The sequence below is a fragment of the Lactobacillus sp. ESL0260 genome, from assembly GCF_003692935.1.
Taxonomy (GTDB): domain Bacteria; phylum Bacillota; class Bacilli; order Lactobacillales; family Lactobacillaceae; genus Lactobacillus; species Lactobacillus melliventris.
Genome location: NZ_REHO01000007.1, coordinates 128,748 through 152,277 on the forward strand (window position 1 = coordinate 128,748; position 23,530 = coordinate 152,277).

A 23,530-nucleotide genomic window follows, 5' to 3' on the forward strand; every position below is an offset into this window, starting at 1 on the left:
AGGAAAAGTTAAGAATGAATTTGCCTAATAAGTTAACGGTTTTTAGAATATTATTGATTCCGGTTTTCATGCTAATTGTCATTTTTGGTGGAGATGCCAGTTTTAAAGTTGCTGGCACTACTGTTTATTGGAGATTGGTAATAGCTGCGATTGTATTTGCAGTTGCTTCTGCAACTGATTGGTTTGATGGTCATATTGCCAGATCACGCAACTTGGTTACCAATTTTGGAAAGTTTGCGGATCCTTTAGCTGACAAAATGCTTACTATGACTGCATTTATAATGTTAATTTCTTTAAAACTTGCTCCGGCCTGGGTTGTAGCAATAATTGTTTGTCGTGAATTGGCTGTAACTGGATTGCGTTTGATTTTGGCTGAGAATAAAGGGCAAGTTATGGCTGCAGCTATGCCTGGTAAAATCAAAACGACATGTCAAATGCTTTCAATTATCTTTTTGTTAATTGGTGACTTTTATCATATAGGCACCATCTTACTTTATATTGCATTGATTTTTACTATCTATTCTGGCTGGGATTATTTCCACAGTTCATGGGATGTTTTTGAAGGTTCAATGTAAATTAAAGAAAAATTTAGTTTTATTAAAAAGCACTGTAAGGTAGTGCTTTTTTTGTGCTTCTTTTTAATACAAAAAAGAGCATAAAATGGTCAATTGTTGATTATGCTTCATTTACTTGTTAGGATTAAATTAAGGAAATATTGAAAAGGAGGAAAATTTATGGGAGAAAAAATACCAATGGTTGAGTTCAAAGATGTATCCAAGATATATCCTAAAATGAAGAATCCGGCTGTTAACCATATCAGTTTTGAAATAGATAAAGGTGATTTTTGCTGCCTAATTGGCACCTCCGGTTCAGGAAAGACTACTTTGATGCGGATGATTAATCGCATGAACAGCGTAACTAAAGGCGAGGTGCTGGTTAACGGCAAAAACGTTAAAAGTTTTAATCCCGTCAACTTGAGACGTCATATTGGGTATGTTATTCAAAATAATGGTTTGATGCCTCATATGACTATTAGAGAAAACATTATTTTGGTACCCAAGCTATTAAAATGGCCTAAGGAAAAATTAGCTGGTGAAGCGCAAAAGCTAATTCAAATGGCTGAATTGCCGGAATCATATTTAGACAGGTATCCGACTGAGCTATCTGGCGGTCAACAACAAAGAATTGGAGTTGTACGCGCACTGGCAGCAAACCAAAATCTAATATTAATGGATGAGCCTTTTGGTGCATTAGATCCGATAACTCGTGAAAGTTTACAGAATTTGGTACAAAACTTACAAGTGCGATTAGGCAAAACAATTGTTTTTGTCACTCATGACATGGATGAGGCATTAAAGCTTGCAACTAAAGTAGTTGTTTTGCATGATGGGCAGTTGATTCAAGTAGGAACGCCTGAGGAAATTTTACATCATCCTGCAAATGACTACGTTAAAAGTTTGATCGGTGAAGAGCGCCTGTCCGAAGCAAAATATGAAACTGTAAAAGTTAAAAACGTGATGCTAACTAATCCGATTAAGATTGACTTGGGTGCTTCTTTATCTGATGCCTTAACCATGATGAAGGAAAACCGTGTTGATACCCTTTTAGTGGTTGATAACAGCGATCACCTGAAAGGCTATATTTCAATTGATGATTTGCAACGAAATTATTCTAAGGCAAGCAGCGTTAGTGATATCTTGATTACTAAAGTAAGCACAGTTGGTCCGGATGAATATTTGCGTGATAACTTTAGTCGTATTATGAGCCGTAACAAGAGTTATATTCCGGTAATTGATTCGGATAATAAATTAGTCGGTATAGTTACTCGTGCAAGTTTGGTTAATGTCGTTTATCAAAAAATATGGGGCGATAAGGGCCACACGCAAAATAATACGGGAAAAGAGGCGAACTAAAATGTCAGCCTTTTTTGCACAACATGGCTCAGAATTATTGGTAAAAACTTGGCAACAAATATATATTTCAGCTATTTCACTGGGCTTGGGAATTGTTGTAGCAGTTCCATTAAGTATCATATTAATGAAATTTCCGCGCGTGGCAAAAGTCGTGATTGCTATTGCCAGTATGTTGCAGACCATACCAGCTTTGGCTCTGCTTGCGATCATGATTCCATTTTTTGGTGTTGGTAAGCTGCCCGCAATTATTGCACTTTTTCTCTATAGTTTAATGCCCATTTTGCGGAATACATATGTTGGTCTGATGGGGGTAAACCCAGACACTATTGATTCTGCACGTGGCTTAGGTATGACTAATCTGCAATTAATTTTGAAAGTTGATATTCCTTTAGCAATGCCTGTAATCATGGCGGGAATAAGACTTTCTGCTATTTATGTTATTGCGTGGGCGACTCTAGCTTCTTATATAGGTGCTGGGGGCCTTGGCGACTTCATCTTTAATGGCCTTAGTTTATATCAGACTGATCTAATTTTTGGTGGTACCATTCCTGTTATCATATTGGCACTTCTAACTGATTATCTCTTGGGTAAGCTTGAACGTAAATTAACACCAAAAGGAATATAAGGAGGTATTCATCATGAAAAAGTATTTTAAAAAGATATTCCTGATGATAACAGCCTTGTTTATTATGTTAACTACTAGTGCTTGTGGCTTGCCTGGACTTTCTGATAGTCAAGGCAGTCAGGAAAATATTAGAATTACGGCACTAACAACTACTGAATCACAAATTATGGCTAATATTGTTGCCCAATTGATTGAACATGAAACTTCATACAAAACTTCAATTGTTAATAATTTGGGTTCTGCTCCTATGCAGCATCAGGCTCTAATTCGTCATGACGCCGATATTCAAGCTGCTGCTTATGATGGTGGTGAATTAACTGCAAATCTTTTATTGCCAGCTATTAAGGATTCCAAAAAGGCAAATGATACAGTCAGACGTGAAGTAAAAAAGAGATGGGATCAAACTTATTTGCATACATATGGCTTCGCTAATAATTATGCTTTTATAGTGAGAGCAAAAGACCAAAAGAAGTACCATCTGTATCAGATTTCTGATTTAAAGAAAGTTAAAGATAAATTTTCTTTCGGTGTAGCATCCGAATGGGTAAATGCTCCAGGAGTCGGTTATCCTGCTTTTCAAACAGCTTATGGATTAACCTTTTCTAAAGCACACCCAATGAATATCGGCTTAGTATATTCTGCACTGAAAAGCGGTAAGATGGATGTTATTCTAGGCTATTCTACTGATGGCCGAATTGATAGCTACAATTTGCACCTGTTGAAGGATGATAAGCATTTCTTTCCGCCATATAATTGTGGCATGCTAATTAATAACTATTTATTAAGAGAGCATCCTGAATTAAAGGCAATTCTGGCAAGATTAGTGGGTAATGTGAGTGTTCATGATATACGTAAAATGAACTTCCAAGTAGATGACAAGCTACTTGAACCCGCTACGGTTGCACGGCAATTTTTAGAAAAACATAATTACTTTAGGGGGGAGAAATAATGTCTCATTTATCTTTATGGCAGCAATTTATTTATTATTATGTCCATAATGGTAGTTATGTATTAGCACAATTTAACCGGACTTTTTTGATTTCAATCTATGGCGTTTTATTTGCAGCTATTATTGGTATACCGGTTGGAATTTTTATTTCGCGCAATGGACATTTAGGAGATTTTGTTGTAGAAATTGCGAATTTTATTCAAACGATTCCTTCGCTTGCCCTTTTGTCTATTGTAATGATTGGTTTGGGCCTAGGCGTTATGACCGTTATTGTCACCGTTACGCTTTATTCACTTTTGCCAATTATTAAGAATACATATACTGGTATGAGGAACGTTAATAAAAATGTCATTGATTCAGGAAAAGGAATGGGAATGACAAAGCTGCAACTACTTTATATGGTGAGATTACCGCTCTCAATGTCTGTTATTATAGCCGGCTTGAAAAACGCTTTGGTCATAGCTATTGGTATCACTTCAATTGGTTCGTTCGTTGGAGCAGGTGGCTTAGGAGACATAATTATTCGCGGCACCAATGCTACTAATGGCAGTGCGATTATACTAGCTGGTGCCCTTCCTACAGCATTGATGGCAATCTTGGCAGATGTGATTTTGAATTTCTTGCAAAAAGTTTTGGAACCCAAAGGCCTTAAAAAATAAATTAAAAGTTTTTTGCATTTTTTTCGTATTTAATAATGTGAATAAAAATAATAAACATTTGTTCGCCTTTTTTCTTGCAAATATACACTAAAGCAAAGTATAATTATTACGTACTAAATTAAAGAAATTTTGATAGAGGAGGACAAGAGTCTTGGCCAAGGATGAAAAACAAGCTGCACTGGAAAATGCGCTTAAGAAAATTGAAAAGAATTTTGGTAAAGGCGCTGTTATGCGTATGGGTGATAAAGCTGACACCAAAATCTCGACCGTTCCCTCAGGTTCGCTTGCTCTTGATGCAGCCCTGGGAGTTGGCGGCTATCCCCGGGGTAGAATAGTAGAAATTTACGGACCAGAATCTTCTGGTAAAACAACGGTTGCATTACATGCAGTAGCTGAAGTGCAAAAAAGAGGTGGTACAGCCGCTTATATCGATGCCGAAAATGCTATGGATCCGGCTTATGCGGAGGCATTAGGTGTTGATGTTGATTCACTTATTTTGTCTCAGCCAAATACTGGTGAAGAAGGTTTACAAATTGCTGATACGTTGATTACAAGTGGTGCAATTGATATTTTAGTTGTTGACTCTGTTGCAGCACTTGTGCCTCAAGCTGAAATTGACGGAGAAATGGGTGACAGTCATGTTGGTCTGCAAGCTCGTTTAATGAGTCAAGCTCTGCGTAAGCTTTCGGGTAACATTAATAAGACCAAAACTATTGCAATTTTTATCAATCAAATTCGTGAAAAAGTTGGAATTATGTTTGGTAATCCTGAAACTACTCCTGGTGGTCGGGCACTGAAGTTTTATGCCACTATTCGTTTGGAAATCAGAAGAGCGGAAAAGATCAAGCAAACCGGTGGAGAAATTACTGGTAACCGTGTAAAAATCAAGGTAGTTAAAAACAAAGTTGCACCGCCTTTTAAAGTTGCTGAAGTTGACATGATGTATGGCAAGGGTATTTCACAGAGTGGTGAACTGTTGGATATGGCGGCCGACAAAGACATTATAGCCAAGGCCGGCTCCTGGTATTCATATCACGATGAACGAATTGGTCAGGGCCGAGAAAATGCTAAGAAGTACCTTGAGGATCACCCTGATGTCTATGACGATGTCCAAAAGCAGGTACGTCAAGCTTTCGGTATTGATGAAGAATCAGTTGCTGAAAGAGAAGATCCTGAAAAAATAAAAGCCAAGAGAGCCCAAAAGGCTGCTGATACAGAAAAGGAAGCTTCTGCTAAAAAAGAAGCAGACAGCAAAAGCTAATTACGAGGAAATAAACCTTGACCTGTGAAGATGGGTTAAGGTTTTTTCATGTCGTTTGACATAAGTCCCATCGTTCTTTATTATTAATATTGTGTGAATAATCTAAAAAAATAAAAAAGGCGATAGAAATCATGATAAGTAAATTTTTGATTCCCGTCGCGATAGCTATAATTTCAATTATTGTTGGCGTTGTTGTAGGATACTCTATTCGTAAAAGGATCTGGGAGAAAAGGGCTCAGAACGCTCAAAACGATGCCGACCATATTTTAACCGAAGCAAAAGCACGAGTTGACGCTGCTAAAGCTGAAGTCAATGCACAAAAGCAAGCAGCTGATGCTATTAAACAGAGTGCGCAAAACACTAAAAAAGAAAAAATTCTTGAAGCTCAAGAACAAATTCAAGACTATCGACAAAAAGTTGAAGATGAATTAAACGACAAACGTGACAAAATTGCACGCGATCAAAATCGCTTAACCCAACGAGAGGATACTCTTGATCATAAGAACTCTTTGCTAAAAGAAAAAGAGGATGATTTAACTAAAAAAGATGAACAGCTAGAGCAGAAGCAAACAGAATTAGCTGCTAAATTGCAAAAAGCTGATGAACTAGTTGAACAGACTACGCAGAAGCTATACGAAGTGGCCCATTTAGACAAAGAGCAGGCAAAAAAGCTTGTTTTAGATCAATTAGCAGATGAATTAGTTAAAGAACGGGCAGAGTTGATTAGTAATAGTAATCAAGAAGTAAAAGCTAAAGCTGACCATTATGCGCGCAAAATAATTATTGATGCAATTCAAAGTAGCTCGGCAGATACAGTAGCTGAAACTACAGTATCTGTAGTTGATTTGCCTAATGAGGAAATGAAAGGTCGAATTATTGGTCGTGAAGGACGTAATATCAGATCTTTTGAAGCTCTTACTGGAGTTGATCTTATAATTGATGACACTCCAAAAGTTGTAACTTTAAGTGGTTTTGATGCCATCAGGCGTGAAATTGCGAAAAGGGCAATGGAACGTTTGATTAAGGATGGACGCATTCATCCGGCTCGAATAGAGGAAACAGTTGATAAAGCCCGTAAAGAAGTAAACGATGATATTTACGAAGCTGGAGAAAGCGCTCTAATGGAGCTGGGAATTCATAAAATGAATCCAGAACTGGTTAAAATATTGGGTAGACTCAAATACCGGACATCTTATGGCCAAAATGTTTTGGGTCATTCAATTGAAGTTGCAAAATTAGCTGGTACAATGGCTGCAGAGCTTGGATTAAATGAAAAATTAGCCGTTCGCGCGGGATTATTACACGATATTGGAAAAGCAGTCGACCATGACATTGAAGGTTCACACGTAGAAATTGGTGTAGAACTGACAAGGAAGTATCATGAGCCGGATGTGGTTGTTAATGCAATTGCAGCACACCATGGGGATGTGCCTAAGTTATCATTTATTGCTGAATTGGTAGTTGCAGCGGATACCATTTCTTCTGCAAGACCTGGTGCTAGAAGCGAAAGTTTGGAAAATTATATCAGAAGACTTACTGACCTTGAGCAAATAGCAAATAGGTATGATGGAGTCAAACAGGCATACGCTATTCAAGCTGGTCGAGAAGTCCGCGTGATGGTTGAACCTGACAAGATTTCAGATGATCGTATTACAGTTTTAGCACGCGACATTCGCAATCAAATTGAAAAAGAACTTGATTACCCGGGTAATATTAAAATAACAGTTATTCGTGAAAAACGTGCTGTATCAATTGCAAAGTAAATAAAAGGATTGAATGCAAAATTCAATCCTTTTTTGTTTTGTAATATATCTTCAAAATATGGCGCAAATTAACATAAAAAAGCGCAAAAAAGCACATTTTGGTAAAATGAAAGGGTATACAATACGGATTGAATGGAGGAACCTGCTATGAATCTAAAAATAACAACTGAATTAAAAGATTTCCTACTAGAATTAGGTTACCCATTTAATTCAATTTCTGGTTTACTTGATTCTAGCGTAATGGACAAATATCTGAATGCAAAATGGATTAAAAATTCTCATGTATTTGAAATGTTAGACAAAGAAGCAAATGATAAACAGCTGTTGAAGTGTAGTGATGTTCGTAATTTTTACCAATTTGTTCCTCCATATTTTGCAGCTTTGTCAAGCAAAAATGGCTTACAGGCAATTTCCCGCCTAGCAGCTTACCAGCAGCTTATAGGTCCAATTGAAATGGGAACTTTTGAGGAAGGTGAAAAATTAAGAATTCATATTAAATATTTGGACAAATATCGTAAATTTTCACGTTTTAGCCTATTAGTAGATCAAATTTCTTTAGTAAGTCTGATTAGAGCAGGTACAAATAAATGTGTTATACCCGTATCTATTGGGAGCAAATATGAGTATGGATCAAGAATAAATAAATATTTAGGTATTGAAGCTCAAAATAGCTTAGACAATTATTTGGTGTTTAGAAAGCATGATTTAGAGCAGTCATTTGTAACCAAAAATGATGTAATGTGGAATTTCATGGAGCCTGGTTTGAAAAAGTACATAAAAGAATTAAATATAAATCCTCCAATTTCTGCAGTGGTACAAAACACTCTGTTTAAATTGATAGCCGGAGGTAATTTTCAGGTAAAAGACGTAGCAAATAAACTGGGTATTTCATCAAGAACATTACAAAGATGGCTGCAAAATGAAGGCACAACTTTTAAAAAACAGTTAAGTATTGTGCAGAAAATTTTGGCTCAAAATCTACTTCAAGACAGAACTTTAAATACTGCAGAAGTAAGTTTTCTAGTTGGCTTTAATAGTGTTTCTTCGTTCTATAAAGCCTTTAAGAAATGGACAGGAGTGACTGTTAAAGAATATAGGCTTCAAGCAATATTAAAAACTAATAGTATAAATGCGGTAATTTAATTAGGAGGAAACAAAATGTTTTTAAAAGATAACGAATCATGGAATGCAACTTATGATGTTGTGGTAACCGGTTTTGGTGGAGCAGGTGCTACAGCAGCACGTTTCGCAGCAGATAAAGGAGCAAAAGTCCTTTTAGTAGATAGTGCACCAGAGGGACATGAAGGTGGTAATACCAGATATTGTGGACAGATTGTTGAAGCAGGTTATGATTATGAAAAGCTAAAAAAGTATTATCAAAAAATGACTGCTCCACTTGATTTAGATGAGCAGGTGCTAGAAACTTTTGTAAAAGGGATGGTCAATTTACCAGATTACTTCGAAAAGTATCTCGGTGGTAAAGCATTCAGCGTTAAAAATAACCCAGGTAACAAAAATGTTGCCATGTTGGCATACATGAGTGCTGAATATCCCGAATTTGAAGGTGCAGATACAAACGATGACTTGTTAGTGCATGATCAAATATTCGATGCTGCTCTTTGGAAGAAATTGCGCCAGAATGTTTTAGATCGCAGCGACATGATTGATGTGCTTTATTCAACGCCAGCAAAGCATTTAATTCAGGATACTGATAAGACGATAATAGGTGTACAGATTAAAAATAAAGGCAAGTTGTTCAACGTCCATGCAAAAAATGGTGTAGTTTTAGCACTTGGTGGATTTGAAAATAACGAACAAATGGTGCAGGATTATTTAGGTGAAACTAATTTATTACCATACGGTACGCTTTATAACAATGGCGATGGCATCAAAATGGCTATAGAAGTTGGTGCAGATTTGTGGCACATGAATAATTATGAACCAGGTGGAACTGTTAATTTAGCTGCTCCCAAAGGCCAAAGAGCTCATAACATTATGGCCTGGAAAGCATTATTTGCCGGTTCACTGATCACAGTTGGCGATGATGGTACACGTTATGTAGCAGAAGACGATCCAACCCGTCATGGTCATCGCTATAATCATGGTATTTGGAGAATCCCTTTAGCCCAAGTGCATCCTCATATGATTTTTGATCAGAATAAATACGATGAACTATTCTCAGCTGAGAATGATGAATTTCAAAAGGAAGCTTTAAGCAAAGTGGTTAAGTCAGAAACTATCGCTGACTTAGCTCAAGAAATAAAAGTTGATCCGGCAGTTTTAGAAAATACTTTGAACACGTATAATTTCTTCGTTGATCGTGGAGTTGATTACCAATGTGGACGTAAGCCAGAGTCAATGACCAAAATTTCACTTACGGGTCCATTTTATTCGTTAGCTCAACAACACACCATGTTAAACACCCAGGGTGGCCCACGCCGAAATAAAAATGCTGAAGTATTAGATACAGATCAGAAAGTTTTGCCACACTTATATGCTGCTGGTGAACTGGGTCATATAGGTGCAAATCAATATAATGGCGGGGGTGACATGGCTGACTGCTTAATATTTGGTAAGATAGCTGGAGAAAATGCCGCCAAAATTAAAGATGATCAAGTTGTTTCAGGTGCCAGTGTTAGTGAAAATAATGCTGATACTGCATTTCCTGAATCAGATGTTAAAGAAGAAAGCTATTCAACTGCTGAAAATCAATACATTGGTAAATCTTCAAGTGGCATGGGCAATGAAATCATAGTGCGAGTAACAGTTGACAATGATAAGCGTCCAAGCAATGTTGAAGTTTTAAAAGAAAGCGAATCACCTGACTACGGTGAAAAAGCAATTAAGAAAATGAAAACAGAAATGCTAGCTAAGAAAACAGCTAACGTAGATGCTGTTTCTGGAGCTTCTGCATCAAGTCGCGCATTTAAAGAAGCTGTAGAATCTGCTTTGAAGCAGGCATAGATTTTAACGAAAGGATAAGAAATGGCAAATTTAAAAGATGGTATTTATCAGGGAAAAGGCTCTGGTAATCGTGGTGAAGTCAAGGTTTCGGTAAAAGTCAAAGACAATAAAATTACGGATATAACAATTGATCAACAAGATGAAACTTCTGGCATAAGCACTGCTGCTTTAAAAAAAGCACCGAAGCTAATTGTTGAGCATCAGTCATATAATATTGACGCAGTCACCGGAGCAACTATTAGTTTTCAAGCTGTACAAAAAGCAGTCAAAGATGCTGTTTCAAAAGCTGGCGATCCCAGTGGTCTTGATAAAAGAGTTGATCTTAGAAATACAGTGAAAAAGGATGATGGTAAGGACTACCGTAACGTCAATCCAGATGATTTGCAATTTGAAGATCATGCTGACGTGTTGGTAATTGGTGCTGGAGCCGCTGGACTTGCAGCTTCCATTACAGCAAGGCAAAAAAGTGCTTCCGTAATATGTTTGGAATATACATCAAGCTATATGCTATCTGATATGACTCTGTCTGGAGGTTATTACAATGCTGGTGGTGGTACTAGCTTGCAAAAAGCGCAAGGTATTAAAGACTCTAAAGACAATTGGAATAATTATTTGAAAGCAGTCGGTCAAGGATACGAAGATGCGGACATGCGTGAAACAATAGTAGAACATGCTGCTGAAGATTATGAATGGCTTGCTGGAGAAGTTGGGGTCAATTTCCAAGAAGTACAAGAAATTGGCAATGAAGAAGCAATGAAAGAATATGCGACTCCGGCAGCAAGGTCTCATTTAACTGTCGAAAAAAGTGGCTATGGTCTTTCAAAGCCACTTTACAATAAGGCAAAAGCAGTTGGCACAAAATTTATTTTTAATATTACAGCTGAGAACTTAATTACTGATGAGAAAAATAATGTAGTTGGTGTACATACTAATAAAGGTAACTACAAAGCTCAAAGCGTTGTTATTGCAACTGCAGGTTTTTCACGCAATAAAGAAATGCTTAAAAGCTTTGCACCAGATTTTGCTGTAGGGGAATCATATGGTTCTATTAGGCAAATGGGTGATGGTATCACAATGGGTGCTGAAATTGGCGCCAAGTTAAAAGATATGTGGATGCCAATAGCAAATTCTATTGGAACTCAATCAGGCGATAATGTTTGTATTGGGCCTTTGTGCACAGCTTGGACAAAACCTTATATTTGGGTTGGAACAGATGCTAAAAGACACTTTAGAGAAGATATGTATTTCGAATACGCTTCTAAGAAAATTGCTGACCTAGATCATGGTTTCGTGTGGCTGATTTTCGATGAAGGAATGGCAAATGAAATGCCAGCTGCCTTTTCTGCCCCAGCTCCTTCACCGCATTTAAAACGCGAAGTAGAAGATGGCTACTTTAAAAAAGCAGATACTATCGCGGAATTAGCAGAGCAAATTAATTTAAACCCTAATGTGTTAGAGAAAACAATTGCTAAATGGAATAATGATGTAAACAATGGTCAAGATATGGAATTTGGTCGCCAAAAAGATTTAACTGCTTTTAAAGCTCCATACTATGCCGCTAAACTTGCGCCATCAACACCGGATATGGCTGGAGGATTGTGCATCAATACTAAAGCAGAAGTTTTGGATAATTTTGATAGAAAAATTAGTAATCTCTTTGCTGCTGGTAGTACGACAGGCGGATGGCGAGGAATGACCTATCCAGGTTGCGGAATGGGTATTACAAACGCTATTGTTTTTGGCAGAATTGCCGGTGAAAGTGCTGCAAAGAATGCTCAAGTAAAAACTGATACTAATTCTGGTGCTTCACTGAATTAGTTTTTGGAGTTAAATATAATTAAAACTGGATACATTTGCATCCAGTTTTTTTATTTGGAAATATTTATGATAATCAACCTAATTTGTGCATTTTTGCTCTACCCTGTATAATTAAGACAACTTTAAATGAAAGTAGCCGACTATGTTTAAAATTATTGTTGAATTATTCTTTTTAGTGATTATACAGGCTGCGATCACACCTTTTATTAGGCGATTAGCTTTCGTATTAGGTGCTGTCGACATTCCCAATAAAAGAAGAGTAAATAAAAAACCTATGCCAACCCTAGGGGGATTGGGTATTTTTGTCACCTTCAATATAGGAGCTTTTATTCTTCTGCGCGATCAGTTTCCAACTCATGAAGCATTTAGCATACTTTTAGGCTCAAGTGTAATTGTCTTGACTGGCATAATCGATGATATTATGGAGCTGAAGCCAAGACAAAAAATGCTGGGTATTTTTATCGGTGCTCTAGTAATTTATTTTCTTGCCGGTATTAAAATGAATGTTCTCAATCTGCCATTTTTGAACAAACAAATAAATTTGGGATGGTGGAGTCTGCCAATTACTATTTTTTGGATCTTAGCTTTAACTAATGCTGTTGACTTAATTGATGGGCTTGACGGATTGGCTGATGGTGTCTCTATGATTTCACTCATAACTATGGGAATTGTCGGCTATTTCTTTTTGCACACCGGCCAACTCTATATTCCGATCGGCTGTTTTATGCTGGCAGCTTGTTTACTGGGCTTTTTACCATATAACTTTCACCCGGCTAAAATATTTTTAGGTGATACAGGTGCGTTATACATCGGATTTATGATTGCCGTATTTTCTCTAAAAGGCTTGAAGAACGTAACTTTCATTTCGCTGCTTGTGCCGGTTACTATTCTAGGCGTGCCGATTACCGATACGCTTTATGCTATGATTCGGCGGAAGCTTAATAATCGGCCCGTTTCTCAAGCTGATAAGCATCATTTGCATCATCAACTAATGAGAATGGGCTTGACCCACAGACAAACGGTTTTAAGCATTTATGCAATATCACTGGTCTTTTCTTTTATTTCCCTGTTATTTTTATTGTCACCAATGTGGGGCATGTGGGTCTTAATTGCTGGTCTGGCAGTTGCCCTTGAATTTTTTGTAGAGTCCATTGGGCTTTTAGGTGAAAAATATAAACCCTTACTGAATTTAACCCAAAAATTAATTAATTCGCGTAGTAAAAAAGATCCAACAGTTGAGGTATGGCATCTGGGACAGGATAAACCTGAGCAATTAAAAAAGAAGAAAAAAGAATAAATTTTAAACTTGACTCACATTTCAGATGTGAGTTTTTTTACTGCTCATGATAGTTGTGTTTAGTGACAGGTACTTCATTATATCTTTGGGGAAGAAGTTCAAATTCTACTTTGCCCGCCAAAATATTGATTAAGTCATTTTCAAGCTGCTTTAGCTTATCTTCATCAATAAAAATGGAAATTGTGACTTTCGCTCCATAATCTATATTATCAATGAAAATCTTTTTTTGATTAAGATAATGCTGAGTTTCGTCAAATTTTTTATAATCGACTTGAAATTTCAAGCCCTGTTGTTGCACGCGCTTAACCACTCCAATAGCTTCAACAGCCTTAGTGACACTGTTGGAATATGCACGGATTAAGCCGCCAGCTCCCAGTTTTATCCCACCAAAATAGCGCGTTACTACCACGGTAACGTTTTTCAGATTCATTAATTGAAGTGCCTTTAACTCCGGGACACCTGCGGTTCCGGATGGTTCACCATTATCGCTTGCTTTAACATGCTCGTCGTTTAATCCAATAGTGTAAGCAAAAGTGTTATGGGTAGCATCACGGTATTTTTGGGTAACAGCATTAATTGCTTTTTCGGCCTCTTTAACGGTTAAAGTTCTTATAACAGTGGCAATAAAGCGACTTTTTTTAATTACTAATTCGTGGTTACCGTTTTCCTTAATGGTTAAATAATCTTCTTTTTCGTTTTCGTTCAAAAAAATCAGCCCTTTTTTGCGTATTTATCATTGGAGGACAAAATGGAAAATATTTCTCATCTTGCTGGTCGTCAATGGCTTAGTAGTCAACTGGATTTTAGCACAAAGAAAGGTATAACAAAAATCAAGGCTGTTATCAACGATCGGTGTTCACGCTGCAATGCTAAAGTTTGGGCTAAATTGCCGAATGGCAAAAGATATTGTCGCGAATGTATCGGTTTAGGAAGAGTGGTTGAAGGCGATTATCTTATTCGTAATGAAGAGAAAGTAAACTTCCCCCGCACAAGAAACGGTGGTTTGACTTGGAATGGTAAATTAACAGTTCAACAAGAAAAAATCGCTCAGGATTTGGTTCAGAACTATATGAATAAGCAAAATACTTTAGTTCATGCAGTAACCGGTGCTGGTAAAACTGAAATGATGTTTCCTTTGATTGCTCACTGTTTAGCAGAAGGTAAGCGGTGCTGCATAGCCGCACCAAGAATCGATGTAGTTAATGAATTATTTACCCGCTTGCAAGTGGCATTCACTGAAATCAAAATTGGTAAATATCATGGGCATGAATACCAAGAGCCAGGCTTAGAGCAATTAACCATCTGTACCACCCATCAATTATTAAAATTTTTCCGTGCTTTTGACCTATTGATCATTGATGAAGCTGATTCTTTTCCATATGTGCAGAACCCTGAGCTTAATTTTGCTTCGAGAAATGCGCTTAAGAATAATGGCCAGATGGTCTATCTGACAGCAACACCTACAAAAGATTTATTAAAACTGGTTAAAAAGGGCCAAATTCAGCAATTAAAGTTAAATAGACGTTTTCATGGTTATTCCTTGCCTGTACCAAAAGAAAAACTGTTTTTACGTCCATTTTTAGAAGGTAAACGAATTAATCCAAAACTTGTGCAAGAAATTAGCAAAGTAATTAAAGCTAAGCATCCACTACTTTTATTTTTGCCCAGAATTGATTTGATTAAGCCATATGTTAGCGCACTTAGAAATAAGCCTGAATTTAAGCAAATAACAATAGAGGGTGTACATGCTAATGATGTGCAAAGAATTGCAAAAGTTGATAATTTCAGGCGTGGACAAATACAATTGCTTGTTACCACTACTATTTTGGAACGTGGTGTAACCTTTAATCATGTTTGGGTGATTGTAGTTCAAGCAGATGATAAAATTTATAATACTTCTAGTTTGGTCCAAATTGCTGGTAGAGTTGGTCGCTCTAAGACTGATCCAACGGGTTTAATATTATTTTGCTACCAAAAATATACTTCAAGTCTGCGTAATGCTATGAAACAAATTCGTGAGATGAATAAATGAAAAAATGCCTATTATGTGGACAATATTTTATTTCAAAAATGTCATTTTTAAATTTATTTTCCTGGCACCAGGAGGATCGAAAAAGTATTTGTGACCACTGTTTAAAAAAGTTCATTCATGTACCTGAAAAGCATTGCCCAATATGCTCAGGCAGTTCGAAGCAAAATCAGATTTGTTCAGACTGTGTGAATTGGCAAAAAATATACGGCGAAAAGTTGTTAATTAATCACTCTGTGTATTTATATAACAGAGCATTTCATGATTTAATGGTTAACTATAAGCGCTATGGTGACTACATTTTATACGCTGCACTGCAAGAATTGTGTGTTAAAGAACTATCTGAATTTAAAGCTGATGTTTATGTTCCAGTTCCAACTTCTCCTGAGCACCTCGCTAAAAGACAATTCGATACAATCACTGCACTGTACGGTAGTCTTGTTCCTTTAACAAACATGCTGGGTAAGAAAGCAGGACTAGGAGCCCAAGGAGAGAAGAATCGGGCTGAAAGATTAACTAGTGAGCAAAGTTTTTTTGTTAAGGAAAACTTTACGATTAATTTTCAAAAATGCACTGTCCTTTTGCTGGATGACATATACACTACTGGCAGAACGCTTTATCATGCTCGAGATGCGCTGGCAAAAATTTTCCCTAATGCGAAAATCAGTAGTTTTACCTTATGTAGATAAAACAAAATTGTTCAGCGCTTTCATGTTTTGTTATAATTTTGCTATAATATAGATAACATCAGACTGCCTCAAGCAGTTGAAAGGAGAATCTCATATGTTAAAGTATAATGTTCGTGGTGAAAATATCGAGGTAACGGATGCTTTAAGAAGTTACGTAGAAAAGCGCCTTAAAAAATTAGAAAAATATTTCGATTTAAATCAAGATATGATTGCTCATGTTAATTTAAAGGTGTATCGTGATCACAAGGCTAAAGTCGAGGTAACTATACCACTACCATACTTAGTATTGAGAGCTGAAGAAACAACTGACGATATGTATCGCAGTATTGATTTTGTTTCTGAAAAATTGGAAAGACAAATTAGAAAATATAAGACACGTGTAAATCGTAAGAGCCGTGAAAAAGGAATTAATGATTTCTTCGTTGAAAGTGCGGAGGAAGATTCAAAAGACAAAGAAAGTAATGAATTTACAATTGTTCGTAATAAGCAAATTGGGTTGAAACCAATGAGTCCTGAAGAAGCAATCTTGCAAATGAATATGCTAGAGCATGATTTCTTTGTTTTTCAAGATGGTGAAACCGGCGGTACAAGTGTTGTCTATCGCAGAAATGACGGCCGTTATGGTTTGATTGAGACCAAATAGTAATAATATTATTAAGTAAGGGCCCCACATTTAGTGTGAGGTCTTTGTTTTGTTTATTTTTCATTTAGCGCTAATCATGGTAAAATTATAATGTGTTTTTATACTTTAACTACATATAAGGATCGATTAAATGGTAAACATTTTAAAGAAACTATACAATAACGATAAAAGAGAACTGAAAAAATTTGAAAAAATTGCAGATAAAGTTGAAAGTCATGCAGACGAATACAGTCGGCTTTCAGACGAAGAATTACAGGCAAAAACACCTGAATTTCGTGATAGATTGAAAAATGGTGAAAGCTTAGATTCGCTCTTGCCGGAAGCTTTTGCAGTTTCTCGTGAAGGAGCTAAAAGAGTTTTAGGCCTATACCCATTTCATGTTCAAGTATTAGGTGGTATTGCGCTGCACTACGGTAACATTGCCGAAATGATGACTGGTGAAGGTAAGACCTTAACTGCGACTATGCCTGTTTATCTAAATGCACTAACAGGAAAAGGCGTTCACGTTGTTACCGTTAACGAATACCTGTCCAGTCGTGATGCCGAAGAAATGGGCCAGTTGTACAAATGGTTAGGCTTAACCGTTGGTCTTAATTTGAATGCTATGTCTCCTGATGAAAAGCGTGAAGCATATAATTGTGATGTTACTTATTCCACTAACTCAGAACTAGGCTTTGATTATCTGCGTGATAATATGGTCGTTTACAAGGAGCAAATGGTTCAACGTGAACTTAACTATGCTATTATCGATGAGGTTGACTCAATTTTAATTGATGAGGCCAGAACTCCATTAATTATTTCTGGCGAAGCAGAACAAGCTAATGGTGACTATATTCGTGCTGATCGCTTTGTTAAAACTCTTAAAGAAGACAAAAGTGATGATGATGCGGATGATGATAAGGACTATGGTGATTACAAAATTGACTGGCCAACTAAGACCATTTCTTTAACTAGAACTGGTATCCAAAAAGCTTGTGATCATTTTGGCCTTAAAAACTTGTATGACGTTGAAAATCAGAAATTAGTGCACCACCTTGATCAGGCTTTAAGAGCAAATTACATTATGCTTAAAGACATCGATTATGTTGTGCAAAACGGTGAAGTCCTGATCGTTGATTCTTTCACTGGTCGTGTTATGCAGGGACGGCGCTATTCTGATGGCCTGCACCAGGCTATTGAAGCTAAAGAAGGCGTTAAGATTCAAGAAGAATCCAAGACGCAGGCGACAATTACTTACCAGAACTTCTTTAGAATGTATAAAAAACTTGCCGGTATGACAGGTACCGCTAAAACTGAAGAAGAAGAATTCCGTGAAATTTACAACATGCAGGTAATTACTATCCCGACTAACCGTCCTTTGATCAGGATAGATAATCCGGATATTCTTTATCCTACTTTGTCATCCAAGTTTGCGGCAGTAGTTAATGAAATTAAAGAACGGCACTCAAAGGGTCAACCGGTATTAGTTGGTACCGTTGCGGTTGAAAGTTCTGAAAGACTGAGTAAGTTACTTGACAAAGAAGGAATTCCTCACGCCGTTTTGAATGCTAAAAACCATGCTAAGGAAGCTCAGATTATCATGAACGCCGGTCAACGCGGTGCGGTCACTATTGCGACCAACATGGCTGGCCGTGGTACCGACATTAAATTAGGGCCAGGTGTGAAAGAACTAGGTGGCCTTTCTGTCATCGGTACTGAACGTCATGAGTCTCGTAGAATTGATAACCAACTCCGTGGACGTTCAGGTCGTCAAGGTGACCCTGGTGTTACTCGTTTTTATCTCTCACTTGAAGATGATTTGATGAAACGCTTTGGTGGCGATAGAGTCAAAGACTTCCTTGACCGTTTGTCTGACAATGATGATGACAAGGTAATTGAGAGTCGCTTGATCACTAGACAAGTTGAGTCTGCTCAAAAACGGGTTGAAGGTAATAACTATGATACCCGTAAGCAAACATTGCAGTATGATGATGTTATGCGTATTCAACGTGAGATTATTTATGGTGAACGGATGCAGGTTATTGGTGAAGAAAAGTCACTTAAGGATGTTTTAATCCCAATGATTCGTCGTACTATTAATAGTCAAGTTGATATGTTTACACAGGGTGATCGTAGTAAATGGCGGCTTGATTCACTGCGTGACTTTATTTCTTCAAGTTTGACGAATGAAGAAGAAACTGATGCAATTGACTTCAAGACAATTACGGTTCCTGACTTAAAGCAAAAGCTGTATGATATCGTTGAAGCCAACTATGAAGAAAAAGAAGCGATTTTGGCTGATCCTTCAGAAATGCTTGAATTTGAAAAAGTAGTTATCTTGCGGGTAGTTGACGATCGCTGGACTGATCATATAGATGCTATGGACCAATTACGGCAATCAATCAGTTTACGTGGCTACGGTCAACTTAATCCGCTGGTAGAATACCAGGATTCTGGCTACAACATGTTTGAAGAAATGGTATCAAATATTGAATTTGACGTGACTCGTTTATTTATGAAAGCTGAAATTAGACAAAATCTTAGTCGTTAATAGTTAAGATGGGAGGAGAAAGCAGCTGCTTTCTCTTTTTTACTGAAATTTTATTAAAAATAAAGGAGCTATTGTAAAATATGGAAATAAGTGACATTCAAAATGAACTAGATAGTTTGAAAAAGCGGTTAGACCACTTTAGGGGGTCTCTTTGACTTAGATTCAATAAACGAAAGTATCATTGTTAATGAAAATAAGATGCAAGAGCCGACTTTTTGGGATGATCAGGAAAAAGCACAAACTTTGATTAGTGAAACAAATGTGTTGAAAGAAAAACGTGATTCTTTTGTTAAATTGGAAAAGGATTATCAAAATGAAATAACAGCACTAGAATTACTGCGTGAAGAAGCAGATCAAGATTTACAAAAAGAAGTTGAAACCGATCTGCAAAAATTGCAAACTGAGTTTCATGATTATGAGCTAGATTTACTCTTATCTGGCAAATATGATGATCACAATGCGTTGATTGAAATTCATCCGGGAGCAGGTGGCACTGAGGCGATGGACTGGGGCAAAATGCTCTTGCGGATGTACCAGAGATATGCCGATATTCGCGGCTTTAAATTTGAAATTAGTAATTATGAACCTGGAGAAGAAGCTGGTCTTAAAAGCGTTAGTGCCAAGATTACTGGTAAAAATGCCTACGGCCTGATGAAATCGGAAAATGGTGTTCACCGCTTGGTGAGAATTTCTCCCTTCGATTCGGCCAAGAGGAGACATACATCTTTTGCTTCGGTTGAAGTTATTCCAGAAATTGATGAGAGTATTAAGGTGGATATCGATCCTAAAGATCTCCGTGTTGACGTTTACCGGTCGAGTGGTGCAGGCGGCCAGCATATTAATAAAACATCAAGCGCTGTCAGAATCACTCATTTACCGACAGGAATCGTAACTACGTCTCAGGCGCAGCGTTCACAGTTGCAAAATAGGGAAACCGCAATGAATGAACTGCGAGCAAAATTATTTCACTTGGAGGAAGAAAAGAAACGTAAACATAAGCAGGAGCTTAAAGGTGATCAAAAAGAAATTGGCTGGGGTTCACAAATTAGATCTTATGTTTTTCATCCTTATAATTTGGTTAAAGATCTGCGCACAGGCTATGAAACTTCCGATACAAGTGGTGTAATGGATGGCAAGCTGCAACCGTTTGTTTATGCATATTTACAATGGCTTTTGAGCCAGGAAAATCCAGAGTAGGTGATTAGATGAGTTTTTGGGGAATTGTTGGTTTAGTATTATTGGCAGTTGTTATTTTAAGTGTTATTTTTGCCATATTTCACATCTTTTTCATGATATTACCGGCAGCCTTAGTAATTATTGGTATTATCTGGTTAATCAATCATTTTACCAAAAATGATGATAATAATGTTGGACACTCTGATCTTAATTCTGGTTCTTATAGCTGGGACAATTGGAATGAAAATAATGAAACTAAACCAAAACGAAAAAAGGTACGCGATGCTAAAACCAAAGATGTCGACAAATAATAAAGGGGCATTTTGAAATGACAAACGCTGTTAAATTAAGAAATTTAATTCGTGATAATAAAATTGTTCATGTTGTGCAGGGAAAGCAGTATATCAATAATAAGGAGATTGTTGTATCTGATATTTATAGACCAGGACTGGAGTTAACAGGCTACTTTGACTTTTACCCCCGCCAGCGTATTCAGTTACTTGGGCGTACAGAAATTTCTTATGCCGCTAGACTAGACCACGATAGTTTAGTGCAGGTTTTTAAAAAACTTTGTACCCCTGATACGCCCTGCTTTTTTGTTTCGCGTTCTCTGCGAATACCACCGGAACTAGCTCAAGCTGCTGATGAGGCGGAGATTCCTATTCTTTCTTCACCAGAGTCAACTACCTATGTTTCCAGTATTTTGACGGAATATTTAAGAGAGCGACTAGCTGTCCGTGATACGATTCACGGCGTCTTAGTTGAAGTTAAAGGTATGGGCGTGTTACTGACTGGTGATTCAGGTGTTGGGAAATCTGAAACTGCTTTAGGCTTAATTCATCGTGGTCACCGTTTAATAGCTGATGATCGAGTTGATGTTTATCAAAAAGATGTGGAAACCGTGATGGGTGAAGCTCCGGAAATATTAAAACACCTAATGGAAATTCGTGGAATTGGTATCATTGATGTTATGGATCTGTTCGGTGTTGGAGCTGTTAAAAACCGTGAAAGCATCCAGCTGGTTATCAAACTTGTCAATTGGGATAAGAAAGCTAATTATGATCGTTTAGGTTTTGAGGAAAGCAAACGAGATATTTGTAATGTTGAAGTTCCCCAAATCACTATTCCTGTTAAAGTCGGTCGTAACATGGAAGATATTATTGAAATTGCAACTATGAATTTTCGCGCCAAGAGAAGCGGCTATAATGCCACCAAAACTTTTGACAGTAATTTAACGAAATTAATTAAGAAAAACTCTCAAGCAGACACAGCAAAGGATAAGAATAAATGATATTGACCATTAATCCAGTAGCATTTAAATTTGGAAACCTAAGTGTCAAGTGGTATGGCATTATTATGGCTGTCGCAATTATTTTAGCTGTCTCAATGGCAATTTTTGAAGGTCGCAAACGTCAAATTGAAAGTGATGACTTCATGGATTTGCTGTTATGGGCTGTTCCTCTTGGATATTTGGGTGCTCGCATTTACTATGTTATTTTTGAATGGCATTATTATTCTCAGCATCTTGACGAGATAATTGCTATTTGGAATGGTGGCATTGCTATCTATGGCGGCTTACTGGCTGGATTGGCAGTTTTACTGGTATTTTGTTATAAGAGAATGTTGCCACCATTTCTGATGCTGGACATCATTACGCCAGGAGTAATGGCTGCTCAAATATTAGGCCGCTGGGGTAATTTTATTAATCAAGAAGCTCATGGTGGACCGACAACCTTGGCTTTTTTACAAAGCTTGCACTTACCTGATTTTATTATTAATCAGATGAAAATTGGTGGAGTTTACTATCAGCCTACTTTTTTATATGAATCTTTCTTTAATTTGATTGGTTTACTGATAATATTGTTATTAAGACACAGAAAGCATCTGTTTAAACAAGGCGAAATATTTATGCTCTATTTGGCATGGTATTCTGTCGTACGTTTTTTCGTAGAAGGCATGCGGACAGATAGTCTTTACCTTTTGGAATCAATTCGGGTTTCGCAAATGCTTAGTGTCATATTGCTGATTGTGGTTATAGTATTATTTATTTATCGCAGACGAGTTGTTAAACCTAAATGGTATCTAGAAGGCAGTGGCTTGAAATACCCTTATAGTCGAGATTAATAATTATTTAAGTGAAAGAGAGTAAAAAATGACAAAAATTGCAGTTTTAGGAGCAGGTTCATGGGGCACGGTTTTAGGATCAATGCTTGCAGATAAAGGATATAATATCGTTCTGTATGGTAATAACGAAAAAGTTAATGACGAAATTAACCAGTATCATACTAATGAGCACTATATGAAAAACTGGCAGGTAAATAAAACGGCTGTTGCGACAGGTGACTTAAATGAAGCTTTAACGGAAGCCGAAATTGTATTATTTGTTTTACCTACTCAAGCTATTCGCAGTGTTGCTCAGAATGTAAGTAAAATTTTAAGACAAACTAATTCAAAGCCGCTTATAGTCACTGCTACCAAAGGTATTGAACCGGGTTCCAAAAAACTGATATCGGAAATTTTAACTGAAGAAATCTATCCGGATGATGAGGATAAAATTGTAGCTATTTCAGGACCTAGCCATGCTGAAAGTGTTGCTCAAAAAGATTTGACTGCCATTTCATGTGCTTCAACCAGTCTGGAAAATGCACAAAAGGTGCAACAGTTATTTTCAAATGACTATTTCCGTTTATATACCAATAGCGACTTGATTGGTGTCGAAGTAGCTGGTGCGGTTAAAAATGTTATTGCAATCGCGGCAGGGATTTTAGTTGGTAAACACTATGGCGACGATGCTAAGGCGGCTTTAATGACCCGAGGATTAGCAGAGATTACACGCCTAGGAGTTAATTACTTTGGTGCCGACCCAATGACTTTTAGTGGTCTTGCAGGAATAGGTGATTTAATTGTTACTTGTACATCAGTCAATTCTCGTAATTGGCGCTGTGGTAAGCAATTAGGTGAGGGCAAGAGTCTTGACTATGTCTTGCAAAATATGGGTCAGGTTGTTGAAGGTGCTACAACAGTAAAGGCTGTGCACGAATTATGCGCAGAAAAGCATATTGATATGCCGATTAGTGAAGCTATCTACCGCGTTTTATACCAAAATTCTAATGTAGATGATGAAATTACCCAGATGATGGGTAGAAGTCCTAAACAGGAGATTAGACTTTAACATGCAAATCGTTGTAATATTTACTTACGAAAAATAAGAAAG

Annotated in this window: 21 protein-coding genes; 20 read left to right on the forward strand and 1 reads right to left on the reverse strand. The window is 37.2% G+C overall.

Features of this window, described 5'->3' with window-relative positions:
* Positions 1-14: 14 nt before the first annotated feature.
* From pgsA to F5ESL0260_RS03350, 11 genes are all read left to right on the forward strand, one after another.
* Positions 15-575, forward strand: coding sequence for a CDP-diacylglycerol--glycerol-3-phosphate 3-phosphatidyltransferase (pgsA, locus tag F5ESL0260_RS03300; protein WP_046324592.1), 561 nt, complete (start codon positions 15-17; stop codon positions 573-575).
* Positions 576-734: 159 nt separating this feature from the next.
* The gene (locus F5ESL0260_RS03305) at positions 735-1,913 is read left to right on the forward strand and encodes a betaine/proline/choline family ABC transporter ATP-binding protein (protein ID WP_046324593.1); all 1,179 of its coding nucleotides are present in this window, start codon (positions 735-737) and stop codon (positions 1,911-1,913) included.
* A 1-nt stretch (position 1,914) separates the two neighbouring features.
* Complete coding sequence (locus F5ESL0260_RS03310; protein ID WP_110445849.1) at positions 1,915-2,538, forward strand: ABC transporter permease; 624 nt, start codon at positions 1,915-1,917, stop codon at positions 2,536-2,538.
* Between the two features lie 13 nt (positions 2,539-2,551).
* Positions 2,552-3,487, forward strand: a complete 936-nt coding sequence (locus F5ESL0260_RS03315; protein WP_122025842.1) for an osmoprotectant ABC transporter substrate-binding protein — start codon at positions 2,552-2,554, stop codon at positions 3,485-3,487.
* Positions 3,487-4,146, forward strand: coding sequence for an ABC transporter permease (locus F5ESL0260_RS03320; protein WP_046324596.1), 660 nt, complete (start codon positions 3,487-3,489; stop codon positions 4,144-4,146). Before F5ESL0260_RS03315 ends, F5ESL0260_RS03320 begins: the two co-directional genes overlap by 1 nt.
* A gap of 151 nt (positions 4,147-4,297) precedes the next feature.
* Positions 4,298-5,407 (forward strand): recombinase RecA, encoded by a 1,110-nt coding sequence (recA, locus tag F5ESL0260_RS03325; RefSeq protein WP_046324597.1) that lies wholly within the window; start codon positions 4,298-4,300, stop codon positions 5,405-5,407.
* A 131-nt stretch (positions 5,408-5,538) separates the two neighbouring features.
* The gene (gene rny, locus F5ESL0260_RS03330) at positions 5,539-7,170 is read left to right on the forward strand and encodes a ribonuclease Y (protein ID WP_046324598.1); all 1,632 of its coding nucleotides are present in this window, start codon (positions 5,539-5,541) and stop codon (positions 7,168-7,170) included.
* 147 nt (positions 7,171-7,317) lie between these two features.
* Positions 7,318-8,313, forward strand: coding sequence for a helix-turn-helix transcriptional regulator (locus F5ESL0260_RS03335; protein ID WP_158593804.1), 996 nt, complete (start codon positions 7,318-7,320; stop codon positions 8,311-8,313).
* A gap of 15 nt (positions 8,314-8,328) precedes the next feature.
* Entirely contained in the window at positions 8,329-10,134 is a 1,806-nt protein-coding gene (locus F5ESL0260_RS03340; RefSeq protein WP_122025844.1) for an FAD-binding protein, read from the forward strand.
* Positions 10,135-10,155: 21 nt separating this feature from the next.
* The gene (locus F5ESL0260_RS03345) at positions 10,156-11,952 is read left to right on the forward strand and encodes an FAD-binding protein (protein WP_122025845.1); all 1,797 of its coding nucleotides are present in this window, start codon (positions 10,156-10,158) and stop codon (positions 11,950-11,952) included.
* A 142-nt stretch (positions 11,953-12,094) separates the two neighbouring features.
* Positions 12,095-13,249 (forward strand): glycosyltransferase family 4 protein, encoded by a 1,155-nt coding sequence (locus tag F5ESL0260_RS03350; protein ID WP_046324601.1) that lies wholly within the window; start codon positions 12,095-12,097, stop codon positions 13,247-13,249.
* 37 nt (positions 13,250-13,286) lie between these two features.
* Here the strand turns inward: F5ESL0260_RS03350 and F5ESL0260_RS03355 are convergent, their stop codons facing one another.
* On the reverse strand, positions 13,287-13,955 hold the full coding sequence (locus F5ESL0260_RS03355; RefSeq protein ID WP_370448582.1) for a YigZ family protein: 669 nt from the start codon (positions 13,953-13,955) through the stop codon (positions 13,287-13,289).
* A 42-nt stretch (positions 13,956-13,997) separates the two neighbouring features.
* Between F5ESL0260_RS03355 and F5ESL0260_RS03360 the strand changes: the two genes are divergently transcribed.
* From F5ESL0260_RS03360 to F5ESL0260_RS03400, 9 genes are all read left to right on the forward strand, one after another.
* Positions 13,998-15,281: a DEAD/DEAH box helicase gene (locus F5ESL0260_RS03360; RefSeq protein WP_122025847.1), complete on the forward strand. Its 1,284-nt coding sequence runs from the start codon at positions 13,998-14,000 to the stop codon at positions 15,279-15,281.
* Positions 15,278-15,967, forward strand: coding sequence for a ComF family protein (locus tag F5ESL0260_RS03365; protein ID WP_122025848.1), 690 nt, complete (start codon positions 15,278-15,280; stop codon positions 15,965-15,967). Before F5ESL0260_RS03360 ends, F5ESL0260_RS03365 begins: the two co-directional genes overlap by 4 nt.
* A 94-nt stretch (positions 15,968-16,061) precedes the next feature.
* Positions 16,062-16,610 (forward strand): ribosome hibernation-promoting factor, HPF/YfiA family, encoded by a 549-nt coding sequence (gene hpf, locus F5ESL0260_RS03370; RefSeq protein WP_046324605.1) that lies wholly within the window; start codon positions 16,062-16,064, stop codon positions 16,608-16,610.
* A 130-nt stretch (positions 16,611-16,740) separates the two neighbouring features.
* Positions 16,741-19,140 (forward strand): preprotein translocase subunit SecA, encoded by a 2,400-nt coding sequence (secA, locus tag F5ESL0260_RS03375; RefSeq protein ID WP_046324606.1) that lies wholly within the window; start codon positions 16,741-16,743, stop codon positions 19,138-19,140.
* An 80-nt stretch (positions 19,141-19,220) separates the two neighbouring features.
* A protein-coding gene (gene prfB, locus F5ESL0260_RS03380; RefSeq protein ID WP_199700501.1) for a peptide chain release factor 2 occupies positions 19,221-20,337 on the forward strand; the annotation gives its coding sequence in 2 pieces (ribosomal slippage) (positions 19,221-19,292 and positions 19,294-20,337; 1,116 coding nt in all).
* An 8-nt stretch (positions 20,338-20,345) separates the two neighbouring features.
* A complete protein-coding gene (locus F5ESL0260_RS03385) occupies positions 20,346-20,627 on the forward strand; it encodes a hypothetical protein (RefSeq protein ID WP_122025850.1) in 282 nt (93 codons plus the stop codon).
* A gap of 17 nt (positions 20,628-20,644) precedes the next feature.
* On the forward strand, positions 20,645-21,607 hold the full coding sequence (gene hprK, locus F5ESL0260_RS03390; protein ID WP_110445862.1) for an HPr(Ser) kinase/phosphatase: 963 nt from the start codon (positions 20,645-20,647) through the stop codon (positions 21,605-21,607).
* Positions 21,604-22,440: a prolipoprotein diacylglyceryl transferase gene (gene lgt, locus F5ESL0260_RS03395; RefSeq protein WP_122025851.1), complete on the forward strand. Its 837-nt coding sequence runs from the start codon at positions 21,604-21,606 to the stop codon at positions 22,438-22,440. The genes hprK and lgt overlap by 4 nt, the downstream gene beginning before the upstream one ends.
* Positions 22,441-22,468: 28 nt before the next feature.
* Positions 22,469-23,488, forward strand: a complete 1,020-nt coding sequence (locus tag F5ESL0260_RS03400) for an NAD(P)H-dependent glycerol-3-phosphate dehydrogenase (protein ID WP_122025852.1) — start codon at positions 22,469-22,471, stop codon at positions 23,486-23,488.
* The last annotated feature ends 42 nt before the right edge of the window (positions 23,489-23,530 follow it).